The sequence below is a fragment of the Haloferax sp. S2CR25 genome (genome assembly GCF_031624535.1).
Lineage (GTDB): Archaea > Halobacteriota > Halobacteria > Halobacteriales > Haloferacaceae > Haloferax > Haloferax massiliensis.
This window is the reverse complement of the sequence record NZ_JAMQOO010000010.1, coordinates 72,293-88,033: the sequence shown is the minus strand read 5'-3', so window position 1 is coordinate 88,033 and position 15,741 is coordinate 72,293. Positions and strand designations below refer to the sequence as shown.

The 15,741-nt window shown below is 60.8% G+C and carries 12 protein-coding genes; 3 read left to right on the top strand and 9 right to left on the bottom strand.

Annotated features, from left to right (window positions below; all coding sequences use genetic code 11):
* Nucleotides 1–233 precede the first annotated feature (233 nt).
* The 4 genes from NDI65_RS18395 to NDI65_RS18380 are packed head-to-tail and all read right to left on the bottom strand — an operon-like array spanning nucleotide 234 to nucleotide 4,582.
* Nucleotides 234–1,358 carry an ABC transporter ATP-binding protein gene (locus tag NDI65_RS18395; RefSeq protein ID WP_089780580.1) on the bottom strand — a complete coding sequence of 375 codons (1,125 nt, stop codon included), beginning with the start codon at nucleotides 1,356–1,358 and terminating at the stop codon, nucleotides 234–236.
* 6 nt (nucleotides 1,359–1,364) lie between these two features.
* Nucleotides 1,365–2,213: a carbohydrate ABC transporter permease gene (locus tag NDI65_RS18390; RefSeq protein WP_089780582.1), complete on the bottom strand. Its 849-nt coding sequence runs from the start codon at nucleotides 2,211–2,213 to the stop codon at nucleotides 1,365–1,367.
* 2 nt (nucleotides 2,214–2,215) lie between these two features.
* Nucleotides 2,216–3,193: a sugar ABC transporter permease gene (locus NDI65_RS18385; RefSeq protein ID WP_089780584.1), complete on the bottom strand. Its 978-nt coding sequence runs from the start codon at nucleotides 3,191–3,193 to the stop codon at nucleotides 2,216–2,218.
* Between the two features lie 3 nt (nucleotides 3,194–3,196).
* Nucleotides 3,197–4,582: an extracellular solute-binding protein gene (locus NDI65_RS18380; protein WP_089780585.1), complete on the bottom strand. Its 1,386-nt coding sequence runs from the start codon at nucleotides 4,580–4,582 to the stop codon at nucleotides 3,197–3,199.
* 157 nt (nucleotides 4,583–4,739) lie between these two features.
* On the opposite strand from NDI65_RS18380, the gene NDI65_RS18375 reads away from it, so the two are divergent.
* Nucleotides 4,740–5,546: an aldo/keto reductase gene (locus NDI65_RS18375; RefSeq protein ID WP_089780587.1), complete on the top strand. Its 807-nt coding sequence runs from the start codon at nucleotides 4,740–4,742 to the stop codon at nucleotides 5,544–5,546.
* A gap of 51 nt (nucleotides 5,547–5,597) precedes the next feature.
* On the opposite strand, the gene NDI65_RS18370 is transcribed toward NDI65_RS18375, so the two are convergent.
* The 4 genes from NDI65_RS18370 to NDI65_RS18355 form a co-directional block, all read right to left on the bottom strand.
* Complete coding sequence (locus NDI65_RS18370) at nucleotides 5,598–6,695, bottom strand: Gfo/Idh/MocA family oxidoreductase (protein ID WP_089780588.1); 1,098 nt, start codon at nucleotides 6,693–6,695, stop codon at nucleotides 5,598–5,600.
* A 148-nt stretch (nucleotides 6,696–6,843) separates the two neighbouring features.
* Nucleotides 6,844–8,085: an RNA-guided endonuclease TnpB family protein gene (locus tag NDI65_RS18365; RefSeq protein WP_089780590.1), complete on the bottom strand. Its 1,242-nt coding sequence runs from the start codon at nucleotides 8,083–8,085 to the stop codon at nucleotides 6,844–6,846.
* Between the two features lie 133 nt (nucleotides 8,086–8,218).
* The gene (locus NDI65_RS18360) at nucleotides 8,219–10,048 is read right to left on the bottom strand and encodes a DUF2264 domain-containing protein (RefSeq protein ID WP_089780592.1); all 1,830 of its coding nucleotides are present in this window, start codon (nucleotides 10,046–10,048) and stop codon (nucleotides 8,219–8,221) included.
* A 90-nt stretch (nucleotides 10,049–10,138) separates the two neighbouring features.
* Nucleotides 10,139–11,347 carry a glycoside hydrolase family 88 protein gene (locus tag NDI65_RS18355; protein WP_089780594.1) on the bottom strand — a complete coding sequence of 403 codons (1,209 nt, stop codon included), beginning with the start codon at nucleotides 11,345–11,347 and terminating at the stop codon, nucleotides 10,139–10,141.
* A 186-nt stretch (nucleotides 11,348–11,533) separates the two neighbouring features.
* Here NDI65_RS18355 and NDI65_RS18350 point away from each other — a divergent pair, with 186 nt between their 5' ends.
* On the top strand, nucleotides 11,534–12,301 hold the full coding sequence (locus NDI65_RS18350; protein ID WP_089780596.1) for an IclR family transcriptional regulator: 768 nt from the start codon (nucleotides 11,534–11,536) through the stop codon (nucleotides 12,299–12,301).
* Between the two features lie 345 nt (nucleotides 12,302–12,646).
* A complete protein-coding gene (locus tag NDI65_RS18345; protein ID WP_089780599.1) occupies nucleotides 12,647–14,323 on the top strand; it encodes a BNR-4 repeat-containing protein in 1,677 nt (558 codons plus the stop codon).
* A 625-nt stretch (nucleotides 14,324–14,948) separates the two neighbouring features.
* Here the strand turns inward: NDI65_RS18345 and NDI65_RS18340 are convergent.
* The gene (locus tag NDI65_RS18340; protein ID WP_089780601.1) at nucleotides 14,949–15,716 is read right to left on the bottom strand and encodes an IclR family transcriptional regulator; all 768 of its coding nucleotides are present in this window, start codon (nucleotides 15,714–15,716) and stop codon (nucleotides 14,949–14,951) included.
* Nucleotides 15,717–15,741 lie beyond the last annotated feature (25 nt).

The following is a 15,741-nucleotide window of genomic DNA, read 5'->3' as shown; positions in this document are numbered from 1 at the left end:
TCTCCCGCCCAGCGTGGGGAGAATCCGGCCGTTGAGCGCGCGCGAGGCGTTGCTAGACTTGTCGTCGGCGACGTCGGTGTGCCGGAGATGACGACGCGAACGGTGCGGAGATAGCCAACAGGTGCGTGCGGTCTCGCCGTGATGGCGGTGCTCTGGTAGCGTTGTCGGCACGGCCGCCGTTCACCTGTTCGACCGGCGTGGGTGTTCCTCGCGTGTTCACGCGGGGAACTGCGTCACAACTGCGTCTGTGGGGCGTGGAGGGCGTCTGTTTTCGTCTTGAGCGCCGATCCGGACTGCGCGTCGAAGAGGTAGGCCGCCTCGTCTCGGAAGCTGATTCCGACGCGCTCGCCGGTGTCGGGGCGAACCGACGCGTCGGTTCGGGCGACAATCTCTTTGTCACCGAGTTTCCCGTAGATGAAGTTCTCGTTCCCCATCTTTTCGACGACGGATATCTCGATGTCGGATCCGCCTCTGTCGATTTCGAGGTCTTCGGGTCGAATTCCGAGCCGCACCGTAGCGACGTCGTCGACCTGATAGTCGGAGAACTCGTACTCGAAGCCGAACTCGGAGACGAGACGGTTGCCCTCGACGTCCATGGTGATGAGGTTGATGCTCGGGCTTCCGATGAAGTCCGCGACGAACTCGTTCGTCGGATTCCGGTAGAGCTCCTCCGGGACGCCGACCTGTTGGAGTCGCCCGTCGTTCACGACGGCGATTCGGTCGCCCATCGCCATCGCCTCGGTTTGGTCGTGGGTGACGTAGACGGTCGTCACGCCGAGTTCGTTTTGGAGTTCCTGAATCTCTGTTCGCATCTCGGAGCGAAGCTTCGCGTCGAGATTGGACAGCGGTTCGTCCATCAGGAACACCTCCGGCTCTCGGACGATCGCTCTGCCGAGCGCGACTCGCTGCTGTTGCCCGCCCGAGAGTTCGCCGGGTTTCTTCGGGAGCAGGTCCTCGATTCCCATTAGCTCGGCGATGCTGACGACTCGCCTGTCGATATCGTCCGATGGGAGTTTCGTCGACAGCTTCAGACCGAATCCGAGGTTCTCCCTGACGGTCATGTGCGGGTACAGCGCGTAGTTCTGGAACACCATCGCGACGTCCCGTTCGCTCGCCCGCAGGTGGTTCACCTGGTCGCCGTTGAAGCGGAGGTCCCCGTCGGTGATGCTTTCGAGACCCGCGATACAGCGGAGCAAGGTCGTCTTTCCGCACCCCGACGGCCCGACGAGAACGAGGAACTCCTCGTCTCGAACCTGGAGGTCGACGTGGTCGACGGCGACGATTTCGTTACCCTCGACGTCGTGGTCTTCGCTCGCTTCGTACGTTTTGACGAGTCCTTCGATGTCAATCTGTGTCATGTTGAATTACTCCTTTACGGCTCCCGAGAGGATGCCTCGCACGAAGTACTTCTGAAGCGCGAGGAACACCACGAACATCGGGAGTATTGCGACCGCCGATGCGACCATCAGTTGGTCGAACGCGACGACCTGCTGTCCCATGATTTTGGTAATCGCTACCGGGATTGTGAACTTATCCGTGTCGAGAACGACCAGCGGCCAGAGGAACATGTTCCACTGGAAGAGAAAGAGGATGACAGCGAGCGCCGCCATCGACGATCTCATCGACGGTATCGCAACGCGGTAGAACAGTTGGAACTCCGAGGCGCCGTCCATCCGGGCGGACTCCAACAGCGCGTCGGGGATCGCTTGCATCGACTGACGCATGAAGAAGATTCCAACCGGGTACGCGGCCCACGGCAGGATGACCGCGGCGTACGTGTTGGTCATGTTCGCCGTCGACATGACGAGGAACAGAGGGATGACCAACAGATTGACCGGGATGATAAGCGTCGCCAGAATGCCGGCGAAGATGGACTTCTTGAACCGGAACTCGTACTTGGCGAACGCGAAGCCGGCCATCGAACACAGAATCAACGCGAGGACCGTGTAGACGATTGCGATGAAGATGCTGTTCCAGACACTGCTCATGAAGTTGACGTACTGGCGCGACTGCAACGCCTGAAAGTTCTCCACGAAGTGTCCGCCGGGGAGTAGTTGCGGAAGCGCGCCGCTGCTCGACAGAATCGCCGACTGAGGCAGAGTAGATGCGATAACGATCCAGTATATCGGGACGATCATGAACAGCGCGGCCGCGATGAGGAACCCGTAGCCGCCGAATCGCCACAACGCCTCGGTTTTCGATTTTTCGTGCATGGTTAGCTCCACTTGAGTTGGATTACGGACAGTGACATGACGATTCCAACGAGAACGACGGTCAGCGCACTTCCGTACCCGAGTTGAAGGTTCTGGAAGGCGACCTCGTAGATGTAGTAGACGACCGTTCGAGTCTCTTTTACCGGCGCGCCCGCGCCGATGAGAATCGTCGGCTCCGAGAACTTCTTGAAGCTCCCGATGGTCGTCGTCACGAGAACGAACAGCAACACCGGTTTGAGCTGTGGGATGGTGATGTACCGGAACTTTTCGAGGCGCGACGCGCCGTCGATTTCCGCGGCCTCGTACAGCGACTCGGAGATCGTCTGGAGCCCGGCCAAGATGATTATCATGTTGTATCCGGTCCAGCGCCAGACGACCATGAACGCCATCAGGTTCCGAGACCAGAACCCGTTGCCGAGCCAGTTCAGCGGCGCGATGCCGAACAGTTGGAAGATGAAGTCGAGCAGTCCGCCCTCGGCGACGATGACGACGAACACGACCGAGTACGCGACGGTGTTTGCCGAGACCGGGAGGAGCATCAGACTCCGGAAGATGCCCTTGAACCGAGTGAACCCCGCGTTAAGTACCACGGCGAGCCCGAGCGCGAGCCCGACCATCAGCGGGAGTTCGATTGCGAAGACGTAGATAGTGTTGAACATCGACTGATGGAACACACTATCACGAAGAAGTCGTTGGTAGTTCGCCAGCCCCACAAACTCTAGGCTCGCGATTTTCGGTATTTCGAGGTAGACGTTTCCGAACTGGACCCAGAACAGCGGATCGCTCGCCACGCCCTGATACGTGAAAAACGAAAGGTAGACCGTGTAGAAGATCGGGAACGCCAGGAACAGGACGAACGTGATGAAGAAGGGCGCGAGGAAGATGTATGCAGTCCCGGGAATCGTCGGCATCATCTCCTTGAACCGCTGTCGCTGGAAGCGAAGGCGGTCAGACAGTTTGACGATGGACTCCGAGCTCATCTTCTATGCGATGTCGCGACCGGTTCGGTCAGCGACGCGCTGTGCCGCACGGTCTAAGGCCTGTTTCGGCGAGTCGCCCTCGTCGATCATGTTTCGCATCTCCTCGTTTATGATACTGGAGACGATGGGGGAATCGACGGTGAATCGGTATCCGGGGATGTCCGGAACGGTGTCGATCCAGATGTTGGCGAGCTGCTGTCCGCCGAAGAAGTCGAATTCGGCGTTCGAGAACGCGCTTTGGTCCCACGACGGCTCGTGTGCCGTCATCTGGCCTTCGTTCTTGTAACTGAGCGCGTTCTGCTTGGGGGTGGCGGTGACGAACTTAATGTAGTCCCACACTCGATTCGCCTCCTCCTCGGACGCCTGCTGCGGAATGACGAGGCCGGAACCGCCGCGGTTGCTCGCCCGGTTGCCGCCCGACTCAAGCGCGGGAAGCTTGAAGCCGCGCCAGTTACCCTCGGTCTCCGGCATCGAGGAGGTGATGGTCCCGTAGAACCACGACCCGGTCGCGTAGCCGGTGATAGTCCCGTTCTGGAATCCGGAGAACCACTGTTGGCTCCAGTTTGCGCCCCGGTCGATGAGACCCTCGTTCGAGAGGCGCTTCATCATCCGGGCCGCCTTCAGGCCCTCCTCACCGTTGAGGACGACCTCCCCGTTCTCGTTGAACTCCTGTCCGCCCTGCATCCGGTTCAGGAACCGCCAGTAGAGGTTCGACCCGGACGCGGGAAGCGAGAGAAGCGAGATGTCGTCCGGGAGCTTCTTTCCCTCCTCGATGAGTTGGTCCCACGTTTCGATTTCGTCGTGCGGTGCGAGTCCGTGTTCGTCCCACACGTCTCGACGGTAATAGAGCGTGGTCGGTGCGATGTCGTCCGGGACCGAGTAAATCTGTCCCTCGTCCCCGGTCACGGCGGACAACACCCCGTCGTTGAATTCGTCGATAATGCCGGCGTCCTCCATTCGCGGCCGCAGGTCCCGCAGGCCGCCGGTCGACGCGATTTTCAGCGTCTTTTTCTGTTCGATGAGCGCGGTACTCGGGGCACCCTGTCCGGAGATGAGCCGCGTCTGCATCTTGTTTATAATCTCGGGATACCCCATGTTCGTGTGGGATATCTCCGTTCCCGTCTCCTGGGCGTAGCGGTCCATGAGTCCGCCGTAGGAGCCCGCCATCTCCCAGAACTCTATCGAGTCCGCCATCGGTGCGGCCGTCGCCGCTTCCGTTGGGGTCTCGTCGGCGGTGCCTTCGGCGGAAGAGTCGCTGTTGGTCGTCTGCGTCGCGTCGGTCTGCGGACCGGACCCAGTCCCCACGCAACCGGCGAGAGTCGCGGCACCGAGACCACCAATCGCTTGTAGCACGTTCCGTCGGTTGAGAGATTCTACTTGATCTTTCATTGCGAACGTTTAGCAAATTACTGGCTCCATATAAATAATTTGGCCTTGTTGACAAGACTGCCCGCCGTGTCGGACCCAAACCCGACTCGTCGACACCACGCCCACTTTCGATGCGAACCATCCAAAGAAATTTGAATCGTACCGGAGACAAGTGAGTATGAGTCTCCCACAGCTCGGACTCGGCACGTGGCAAAACACGGACCCGGAAACCTGTCGTGAAAGCGTTCGGACGGCGCTGGAGATGGGGTATCGACACGTCGACACCGCACAGTACTACGGAAACGAAGCGGCTGTCGGCGACGGTATCGAAGCGGCCGACGTCCCCCGCGAGGAGATATTCGTGGCGTCGAAGGTGCACGCTGAGAAGTTCGGGCTCGCGTACGACGAGGTCATCGAGGGACTGGCGGCCACGCTCGACCGCCTCGGCCTCGAATACCTCGACCTGCTGTACGTCCACTGGCCGGTCGGGAACTACGACTCGGCGGAGACGCTTCCCGCATTCGACGAACTCGTCGGCCGGGGACGCATCAACCACGTCGGTGTCTGTAACTTCGATATCGACCTTCTCGAAGAGGCGATAGAACAGTTGGAGACGCCGCTGTTCGCACACCAAGTCGAGACCCATCCACTCCTCCAACAGGGCGACCTCATCGCGCACGCGGAGACCCGGGGATACCGCCACGTCGCGTACTCTCCGCTCGCCCGCGGGACCGTCTTCGATATCCCGGAAGTGGTCGAAATAGCCGACAAACACGGGGTGAGTCCGGCACAGGTCAGCCTCGCGTGGCTCCTCTCGAAGAACCCGGTCTCCGTTATCCCGAAGGCGACGAGCGAACCGCACCTCCGAGACAACGTCGACGCGCTGTCTCTCGACCTCGACGACCGAGACATCGAGCGAATCGATGCCATCGGCCGAACTGACCGACTCGTCGAGCGAGAGGGCGCTCCGTGGCTCGACGACTGAGTCGTCCCGCCGAACACGAATCCCAGCGCCGAAACGACGGTTATCCGTGACTCACCACGACTTTATCGGGACGTCTTTTAGCGGCTCTGCGAGCGGAATATCGACCGTCGACCCGGTGTAATGAGAGATGTAGAACCCGACGATGATTTCGAGCGAGCGGGCGGCTTCGGCCCCCGGTGAGTAGTTCTGTCCGTCCCCGTTCAGTAAGTCCTGTATATGGTTCGCGGCGTTCGCAAACGACCGCTTGTAGTCATCGTCCCACGTCCACGTTCCTTCGATGCCCGGTAACTGTCGTTCGACGTGCTCGCCGTCTTCGAGCGACCAGTAGCGCCACTCGCCGTCGTCGTTGTTCAGATACAGTTTCCCCTCGGTGCCGATGAAGTTCAGCGACATCGACGAGATGTCCCGCGGAATCGTGCAATCGACGGTGACGAACGAACCGTCGTTCATCACGACGTGGCCGCCGCCGCCCGCATCGACTACGCCCCCTGCCGTTCCGAGCGAGTCGATCGCTTCGTTCTCGCCGGTGATGTACCCGCTGACACGCTCCGCGCGTGCGTCGAGGAGATACACGAGCGTGTCGAGCACGTGCGTGGAGTTACGCATCAACTCCATCCTGTACTGCGTACTGACCGATTGCACGTCTCCGAGGATGTCCCGCTCCCGGATGAGGTCGTGGAGTCGCCGTAGCTTCTCGGTGAACCGGAACGAGTGGTTGACGACCAACTCCGTCTCCGTTTCCTCGCACACCTCGACCATCTCTTCGGCGGCGCTGACCTCCGACGCGATCGGTTTCTCGCACCAGATGACCGACGGGTCGGCGGCGGACTTCGCCGCGTCGACGGTGTGTTCGTGGTGGAGAAAAGACGGGGTACAGATAGAGACGACATCGAGGTCTTCCCGTGCCAACATCGCTTCGTGGCCGTCGTACCGCCGGTCGGTCGGGATGTCCCACGCGTTACCGAACGTGGTGAGTTTCTCCGAGTCGACGTCCGCAATCGCGACGAGTTCGATCTCGTCAGCGTCGGCGTACCCGCCGGCGTGACTCGCGTCGATTTTCTCTTTGCCGATCACCTCCTCGTCGTGCATTCCGAGGATACCCATACCTGCGATACCGCCAGTTCCGATCACGCCTGCTCTGTAAGTCATCCTTGATCACTCTCCACGTCCGGTCGCAGAACCGCCACCACGCGGTAGACGGACCGCTTCCAGCGCGAGTATTCAATCGCTAATTGATGCAATACTACCACACGTATTGAATGTTACCCCGCGCACGGTGGCGCGGGGAATCCTGCTCTCACGAGGGCAGGCTTCCTGTTTCGATGACGTGACTTGCAGACACAGACTCAAACTGAGCCGTGTCCGTAGCGGTCACAGTCTCCACAGGCGTATCTTCGGGCCATCCCAGCCCTAACTCAGAAAAGCCTCTCTGCAAGACGTTCATCGCCGCATTCGCATCCCTATCCGTCTCGAACCCACACGCCGGACAGGAGTGTTCCCTGACCCAGATAGGCTTTGCCGTCTCCACCCCGCACCGAGCGCACTCCTTCGTCGTGCCTCGTGCTTCGACCTGTTTGACGTGACAGCCGTACAGGTCGGCCTTGTATTCGAGGAGCGTGATGAACTGTCGCCACGCCGCGTCCTGCTTGTTCCGGGCGTTCCCGTCGCCCTGAAGCATTCCAGCAACGTCAAGGTCTTCCACGAACACGGCGTCGTACTCTTTGACGAGCCACGTTGTGAGTTTGTGCTGGTAGTCCAGTACCTTCCGACGAATGTGGCGTTTGACCGTGGCGACCTTCTGGCGTTGTTTCTCGTAGTTGTTCGACCCCTTCACCTTCCGCGAGAGTTTGCGTTGCTCGCGGCGAAGACGCTCGTAGTCGTCTTCGAGGTCAAGCCAATCCACGGTCTTCCCGTCGGAGGTGTGGATGTAGTTCTGGATGCCGAGGTCTATCCCGACGCTGTTGCTCGTGTCAAGCGAGTCCACGTCGGGCTTCTCGGGCAAGTCGGCGTCTCCGGTTTCCAGTCCGAAAGAGACGAACCACTCGCCAGTCGTCTCCTTCTTGAACGTGGCCTCTTTGATAGTGGCGTGGTCGGGAACCGGGCGAGAGTACCGGATTTTCACCCACCCGATTTTGCTGAAGCGCACGTATGCGTACTTGTCGTGGCCCCTCTTTTCATCGAGGTCAAAACCAGACTGGTTGTACGTCACGCTCCGGTAATCGCTAGGTGCTTGCCGTTTGAGACAACCGACCTTGTACCCCTTCTCTTTCTTCTTGCGAAGATTCGAGAGGTTACGGTGGAAACGAGCGACGGTGGTCTGTGCGGCTTTCGAGTACAGTTCACCGAACACCGACCACTTGCGTTTCCATTCGGGGAGTTTGTTGTTCTGGTCGTACTCGCTCGGTTTGTCGTCCTCGGGACTGTTCTGGTAGTCCCATCGGACGTGGTTGTAGAGTTGACGATGAACGTCTAGATGGTGTTCCAGTCCTTCCGCTACCTCCTGCGTTGGGTAAGCGTGGTAGCGGTGACTGTATTCCATCGCTGTCTCTTGATTAGCGATGTGTTCCCTTAACGGTTTGTATCACGAGTTGTCGGCTTCATCCCCGACCACGGTGGGTCGGGGTATTCGCCTTGCTGACCAGTATAAATCTAAGCCCGGTGACTCGACGGTGTCAGAAGTCGTCAGGCCGGCAATCGAGGAGCCGGTCGCCGTTCGCGGTCTCGACCACGACACCGTCTGCAGTTCGTTCGAGCGTCGGCCCCCGTTCCCACGGTGCGCTCCCGTCGGGGCTAGCCATGACCGCCGAAGCGAACCAGTGTTCCCCCGGTTCGTGCGTCGCTCGCAGCGTCGGGACGACCGTGCGAGCGTAGTTCAGGTTCGTGTTAGGGTCGTCGACCACGACGGCCGGCGTGCGGTCGCCGAACCCGTCGGAGATACCGCTAACACCGTTCGGGTATCTGGCGAGCGCCGTTCCATTCTGACTGTCGTGCGTAACGTTGGCCCCGGTGTCGTCACCGGTTTTGTCCAGGGCGAACCCACCTTCTTCGCTGTGTACGACCCGGTCCGTTTGCAGTCGGTGGACGCGCACGTGCCACGGAAGGTCGGGCGCGAGCCACGTCTCGACGCTGACGTCCTCCCACGGGTTCCATCGGGCGGCGAGGGTCGACCCGTCTACGCGCGTCTGCGTGAACGACGCGGGAATCTTGAACTGGTCGCCGTCGAGGCTGAGCGCGAGGGCGCTGTCGTGTCCCGCCTGTCCCGGTCCGGGCGTCCGACCAGCAACGGAGAAGGCGAACTGCGTCGAGTACGCGAATTTCGTGTATTTCTCTCGTCCGTGATGGCTGTCCCGAGTGAGCGAAAGCGCAAAGAGGTGGTCGTCGTCGCGGCACACGACTTTCTCGGCTTCGGGCTGTGCCGTCGTCTCCGGGAGGTCCGGGAGTGGCTCCTCGTCGGCCTGCCAGAATGGGTGGGTTGGATGTAGCGCCAGCGGGAGGAACGCCTTCATCGCCCAGTACGGCGAATTCGGCGAGTTGTAGGTTTCGGACACTTTCAGCGACGGGTATCGGTATCCGACCGACAGCAACCCGCCGTCGGTGAATATCGGTTGGTCGAGCCACCAGCGGATGTTCCGGGCCCAGAGTCCGCGGACGACGCCCCACGAGAGCGATTCCAAGCCGGCAAACGCCAGCGTCCCCCAGAACGACGCCTGCGCGAAGCGATAGGTCAGGCTCCGGCCGTACGGAAGCGCTCGCCCGGTCTCGTCGAACCAGTGGATGTGAGCAGTCGCGAACTTCTCGGCCCGCGCCCGAAAGCGGTCCGCCCGCTCGGGGTCGTCCTCGCCAGCAACGGCGGCGTAGAGGAGTCCGTACACGTGCATCGCCCACGGGACGTAGTAATCGACGGGGTTGTGTTCGTCGTCGGGGCCGTCCGTGTACCACCCGTCGCCGCGATAGAACGTTTCGAGTCGGTCGAGCGCGGACTGGGTCTGTTCCCAGTCGTGGCGCGCCCCGACCGACCGAAGCCCCACGTTCACCATCACGCGGAAGAACAGCCAGTTACAGTCATGGAGTTCCGCGTCGTTGATCCGGTTCAACCAACTGACCAGTCGGTTCCGTTCCGGCTCCGAAAGCGGTTCCCAGAGGTGTTCCGGTGTGAGCGCGAGGCCGACGCCGATAGCGGCCATCTCGACGAGTTTCTGTGAGTGGTCGTCTACGTCTCCCCAGTACTCCTCGTGAGACGGGTCCGTCCCGTTGGTCAGCCCGGTCCGGAAAAACGACCAATAGTCGACGTCACTGTGAACGCCTAACGGCACGACACCCCACAGCGGGCGGGCAAATCCTTCAAGTTCGGCTGCGACGGCTGGAAAGTGAGCGCCGGTCGCCGTGGGCCTCACTCGCGCGTTACCGGGACTGGCGTGCGTGAGCAACGGTTCGACGAGTTGGGACACCGCTCGTTCGAAATCCCGTCGTGTCTGGAGCGGGTTACCTGTCGTTGGATTCATCTAGTTTGTGCGTTGATCGCATGCATCAATAGCGTTTCCCTGCCCCGACCGGGAGTTTACGTCGTCGTGAAACGGCGGGTGGCGGGCCGCTCACCAGTAGCGGGACCACTGTTGGGTGGCTCGAACGAGCCCTTCGACGTAGAAGTAGTCTCCCCAGATGCAACACTCGTTGTAGTCTCCCTCGGTCGGGTCGTAAGCGCCGTCAGTCAGCAATCCGTTCGACCGGTTTCCGTCGGTCGTGTAATTCTCCGTGAGACTGCGGAGGATTGCGAGTGACGCGTTCTCGTAGCGCCGGGCGCGAGTATCCGCGAGCGGGAGCCGCGTGGCGAGTTCGTCGAGTCCACAGGCGGCGATCGCCGCGGCGGAGGTGTCACGGTAGTTCTGCTCGTCGGGCGCATCGAAGTCCCAGCGCGGGACGTGGTCCGCTTCGACGTTCGAGAGGTAGTAGTTCGCCAGCTTTGCGGACAGTTGCGCGTACGCGGCCTCATCGGTGTACTCCGCCGCGAGAGCGTACCCGTATATGGCCCACGTCTGGCCGCGTGACCAACAGGAGCCGGCGTCGTAGCCCTGCGCCGTTTCGCCGCCGAGCGGCGACCCGCTTTCGACGTCGCATTTGAACGTGTGGAACGTCGAGCCGTCGTCGCGAACGACGTGCTGTGCGTTCGTCCGGGCGTGCGTCTCGGCGACGGAGGCGTACGTGGGGTCACCCGTCTCCTCGCTCGCCCAGAACAAAAGCGGGAGGTTCATCATCGAGTCGACGATCATTCGACCGCGCTCCCACGAGTCCTCGGGTTCCTCGGGGTCGCCCCACGCCTGAATGAGTCCGGGCGAGTCCCAAAAGCGGGCGACGAGATGGTCGGCGGCGGTGAGGGCCGCCGACCGATACCGTTCGAGGTCCGTCAACCGATAGCCGGCGATGGCAGAGAGCGTATAGAGGAACCCGAGGTCGTGGGTCTTCACGTCACCGGCCGTCAACCTCCGCTCGAACGTCGCCAATTGGGCTTCGGCGGCGTCTCGAAACGTGCGGTCGCCCGTCGCCTCGTACGCGAGCCAACAGAGTCCCGTCCAGAACGAAGTCGTCCAGCCGTCCATGTTGTCGGAGGGGCTATAAACGAGATTCTCACTCGACGGCCCGGGAAATCGGTCGTAGAACTCGTCGAGATTCTCATCGATGCGGTCGATTGCGACCGAGAGCGCCCGTTCGATATCGCTCTGTGCGACGTCCGGTCTCGTCGCGTATCGGTCCGGCAGACCGGTGTCGTCGATACGTCGCAGTAACGCGGCTGGCTTTCGTGCCATGTGGCTACAGTTCCCTTGGCAGACGCTATAAAGCCATCGTCAAGCCACCGGCCCGTCTCTCACTCCGACTCGGAACGACGCTCTCAGGGGTTCACGCCGCGTAATTCAGAACGAGGTTCAGTATCGGTGAATCATATCCATTCATTGATGACATACATTTACAATGCTCCCCTTGTTAGAGAGAGTATGTCAGACAGAGAACAGTCGAATCACGTGAAGACCGCGCGGACGACGTTCCGGATACTCGAAGTGCTCAAAGAGAAGAACGAGGCGACCGTCACGGAGATGACCCAGGAGTTCGACCTGTCGAAGAGTAGCTTACACAACTACCTGAGCACGCTCGAACAGGACGGATACATCGTGAAAGAGGGCAACACCTATCGTGTCGGTCTGAAGTTGCTCGATTTGGGCGGCCACGCACGGCACAGACGGCGACTCTACGAAATCGCAAAAGACGAAGTGACCGCGCTAGCCGAGGAGACGGGAGAACTGACGAACCTCCTCGTGGAAGAACACGGGAAGGGAATCTACCTCCACAGAGCACACGGCGCCGACGCGGTTAAAACGGACTCGTACATCGGACAGGCGGTCTACCTCCACAACACCGGCCTCGGAAACGCGATATTGGCGCACCTCCCCCGGGAGCGCGTGAACGAAATCCTCGATCGACACGGCATGCCAGCGTCCACGGAAAACACCATCACGGAGCGGTCGGAGCTGTTCGAGACCCTCGACAAGGTGGCCGAAGACGGCTACGCACTGGATGACGAAACCCGCGTCAAAGGCCTCCGATGCGTTGCGGTCCCGATAATCAACAATAACGACGAGGTCGAGGGAGCGATCAGCGTCTCGGGCCCGAAAAGTCGGTTTCAAGACGAACGGTTCCGAGAAACGCTCCCAGAGAAATTACAGAACGTCGCGAACATCATCGAACTCAACATTACGTACACGTAGTCAAGATGGCCGAACAATCCTGAATGATTGCTGAAATATCTATCATTAATTCTGTGGTGATCTGCCAGATGACTGGGTATTTGATTATTCTGTGGTGTGTGAGATAATATATGAATGAAGTTCAGTATGAGTGTAGAGAGGGTTGATTTGGTTAGGTGGCGTGGTTTGCTGACGGGGATAGCCGCTCCGGCGGGCGTGCTACGTGGCGAACCGCGACCTGAGCGGTGGATATCGCGTGCTCGAAGGCGAAAGCGGCCTCGACGGACACAATGTTTAACCGATGGCCCACAAATTGTAATCCACTTCACAGGTGCGTTGTCATAACGCGAATGCACCGGAGTACCAATGACGTTCGAGGACCAAAACGAGAAGCAGGCCGAGCAGAACGGAACGGAGAGTGCCGGGAAGATGTTCTCATTGAAGCGCGAGAGGCTCCTAAGCGGCGAGGCGTGGGCGTTCAACAACGCGCCGTGGGACCAACGGAAAGTCGTTACTGTCGGAGACTACCAGTACGTACCGTATTGGAACGACGACGGCGTTCTCTCGCTCGCTCGCCGAGCGCTGCCAACTGACTCGGTTCAGTGCATCCAGTTCGACTGGAGGGTTCCAGACGAGGACTCGCACAGGAACACGGCACTCGGGACCGACAACGACGGTCGTCTCCATCTCGCGTACGACCACCACGACGACCCGTTCCACTACCGATACTCGTCGTCTGGATTCCTGACAGACCCGCCTTCGAGCGTCTCCACCGGTGATTTCTCAGAGACTACTGACATGGGCCTGAGCGGTCCGGAGCGCCCAGTTACCTACCCTCGGTTTTTCAACGATCAGCGCGGAACGCTGTTCTGCGAGTACCGGATTGGCTCGTCCGGCGACGGTGATTCGTACCTTCACGTCCACGACTCACCGTCGAACTCGTGGACGCGCATCGGAACGGTGTTTTCGAGTGCGGGGACGTACGAGCCGTGGAACGGTTCCGCGTCTCGGAACGCGTACCATCACGACTGGACCTTCGACGACACCGGTCGACTCCACGTCACCTGGACGTGGCGCGAGACGTGGGAGACGTGGCGCTCTAATCACGACATCCACTACGCCTACAGCGACGACGGTGGCTACACGTGGTGCAACAACGACGGTACCGTCATCGGTGACGTGAACGCGGACGACCCGATTCGCGTGGACGACGAGAGCGTCGTCGTCGACGGTCCGGCGCGTTCGTGGCTGATAAATCAGGGGACGCAGGCGCTCGACTCGAACGACCAACCACACATCTTCACGTCGCGCTCGACGGACTCGACGACCGACTTCGACGACGCTAACCGCCACTATATTCACTATTGGCGAACGACGGACGGGCAGTGGCACGAACAGTACATCGACGACACGAGCGTCGACCTCTCGACGGTCGGAATCGACCCAACGCGTGCGGGAGATATCTTGCTAGATCGCGGTGATTTGCTGTTCGACGACAACGACGCGCTCCACGTGTACACCGTCGTCGACGGGCGACTCTACGCCGGGGTTGCGACAGCATCCTCGGGGTGGACCGACTGGACGCTCTACTGTCTCCACGAGGGCCCGTTCTGTGGGATGGACGGTCGAAAACACGATACGTGTCGGTGGGAAAACGAGAGCGTCCTGTCGATACCACTCGAACGACCCCGCGAGAACGGCACGGCGTTCGTACTGCAGGAGTACTCCATCGTGGGACCGAACGACCCGTCCGCACCCTCGCTGTCGGTGTCAAACGAGTCGTCGTCGAGTGTCGAACTGTCGTGGACCGAGGCGCGAGGCGCGGAGAGTTACACACTCCATCGGCGGCCAGTCGACGGAGATTTCGAGGTCGTCGCGGACGAAATCGCGGAAAACTCGTTTTACACCCAGTACACCGACACCCGCGTGAGTTCGGGCAGTGACTACGAGTACAGACTCACGGCCGTCAACAGCGTCGGCGAGACCGATTCGACCATCGTTCGGGTCACGACCGATGGTTCGTCGAACGCGGCGATGGAATAGTCACGTGGTTCGTTCACCGTGAGCTAACACTTCGGTGGCGATACCGCCAACGGGTCTGAAACGGCTCGGTTGTGAGACCACGGCTATCGGTTCGTTAGATCCGTAGATAGACTGATTCGTTCCATCTGCGCAATATCGCGGGCTGGACGGACACGGACGTCCAGCGTCGCTGTGAGATGCTACGTAGACGGGCGGTCGCTATCTCGTCTGCAGTCCGTGAGTTACCTCCGCGTTCGGGTAGCATTCGAAGCGCACTTGACCAACGCTGTCGCGCACTCGTGGCGTGAAATATTACAGAGCTATGCTCGTAATTCCCAGCGCGTTTGTCAGTTCGTCACTCCTCGTCCGACGGGCGAATGATGCGGTCGCTGGAACTCGCGTATCGCCATCGTGCGTGGCATGAGACGGACGTTGCGACCGACGGCGAGGACACGGAGGACACAGGGACGTCTGTAACGGGTCGTCACGCCGGCGGAGTGTTCGGATATAGTGAACAATATTTGGAGAGGGGCGAGTCGTCCACTAACGCTCCGTGTGGGGCGCGCACTCGCTGGCGAAGCCGCTATCGAGCGAAGAGAGAACAGAAGTAGGCGTCGAGCGGCCGCGAGGCGCGGAGCGCCGCGACTCAGGGCGACTCGCGGAGCGCCTTCCGAATCTGGTTGGCGGAGCTGATGATGAGTCCGGGCACGTCCTGCTGGAAGCGCTTTCCGGACATGCTCTCCGAGGGGCTCAACACGAATATCGACCCGACCCGACCGCTCTCGGGGTCGACGACGCCAGCGGCGAGACCGCGGAGGTCGGTCTGCCACTCCTCGCGGTCCGACAGGAGGCCGCGCGTCTCCGCGGTGTCGAGTTCCTCACGGAGGGCGGCCGCGCTCGTAATCGTCTGGTCCGTGTGGCGGTCGAGAGACGCCGCATCGACGGCATCGCGGCGGTCGTCCGCCGGGAGTTGTGCGAGCATCGCCTTCCCCGGGGCCGTGCAGTAGAGCGGGACCGTCCGACCTTCGGCCACGGGCGGGGTCTCGACGTTCTGACCGGTCCGCTCGTAGATGCAGACGCCCCGTCCGCGCTCGAATACGGTGAGGCCGGCGGCGAGTCCCGAAATCCGCGCGAGTCGGTCGACCTCCCGCTTTCCGACCCGGTAGAAGGGGACCCCGGACCGGACCGAACAGCCGAGTTCGAAAAACCGAAGACTGCGTCGATACCGCTGGTCCTCCTTGACGACGAACCCCAACTGTCGGAGCGTTTCGAGGTGGTTGTGCACCGAACTCTTCGAGAGGCCGACCTCCGTCTCGACCTCGGTCAGGTTGGCGTCGCCGAGTTTCGAGAGGGCGTCCAGCACGCGCCCGCTCGTCGTCGTCGCCTTCACCGGTGGGTCTCCGCGCTCGTTCATGGCCCAACGAAGAACGGAGTTTACC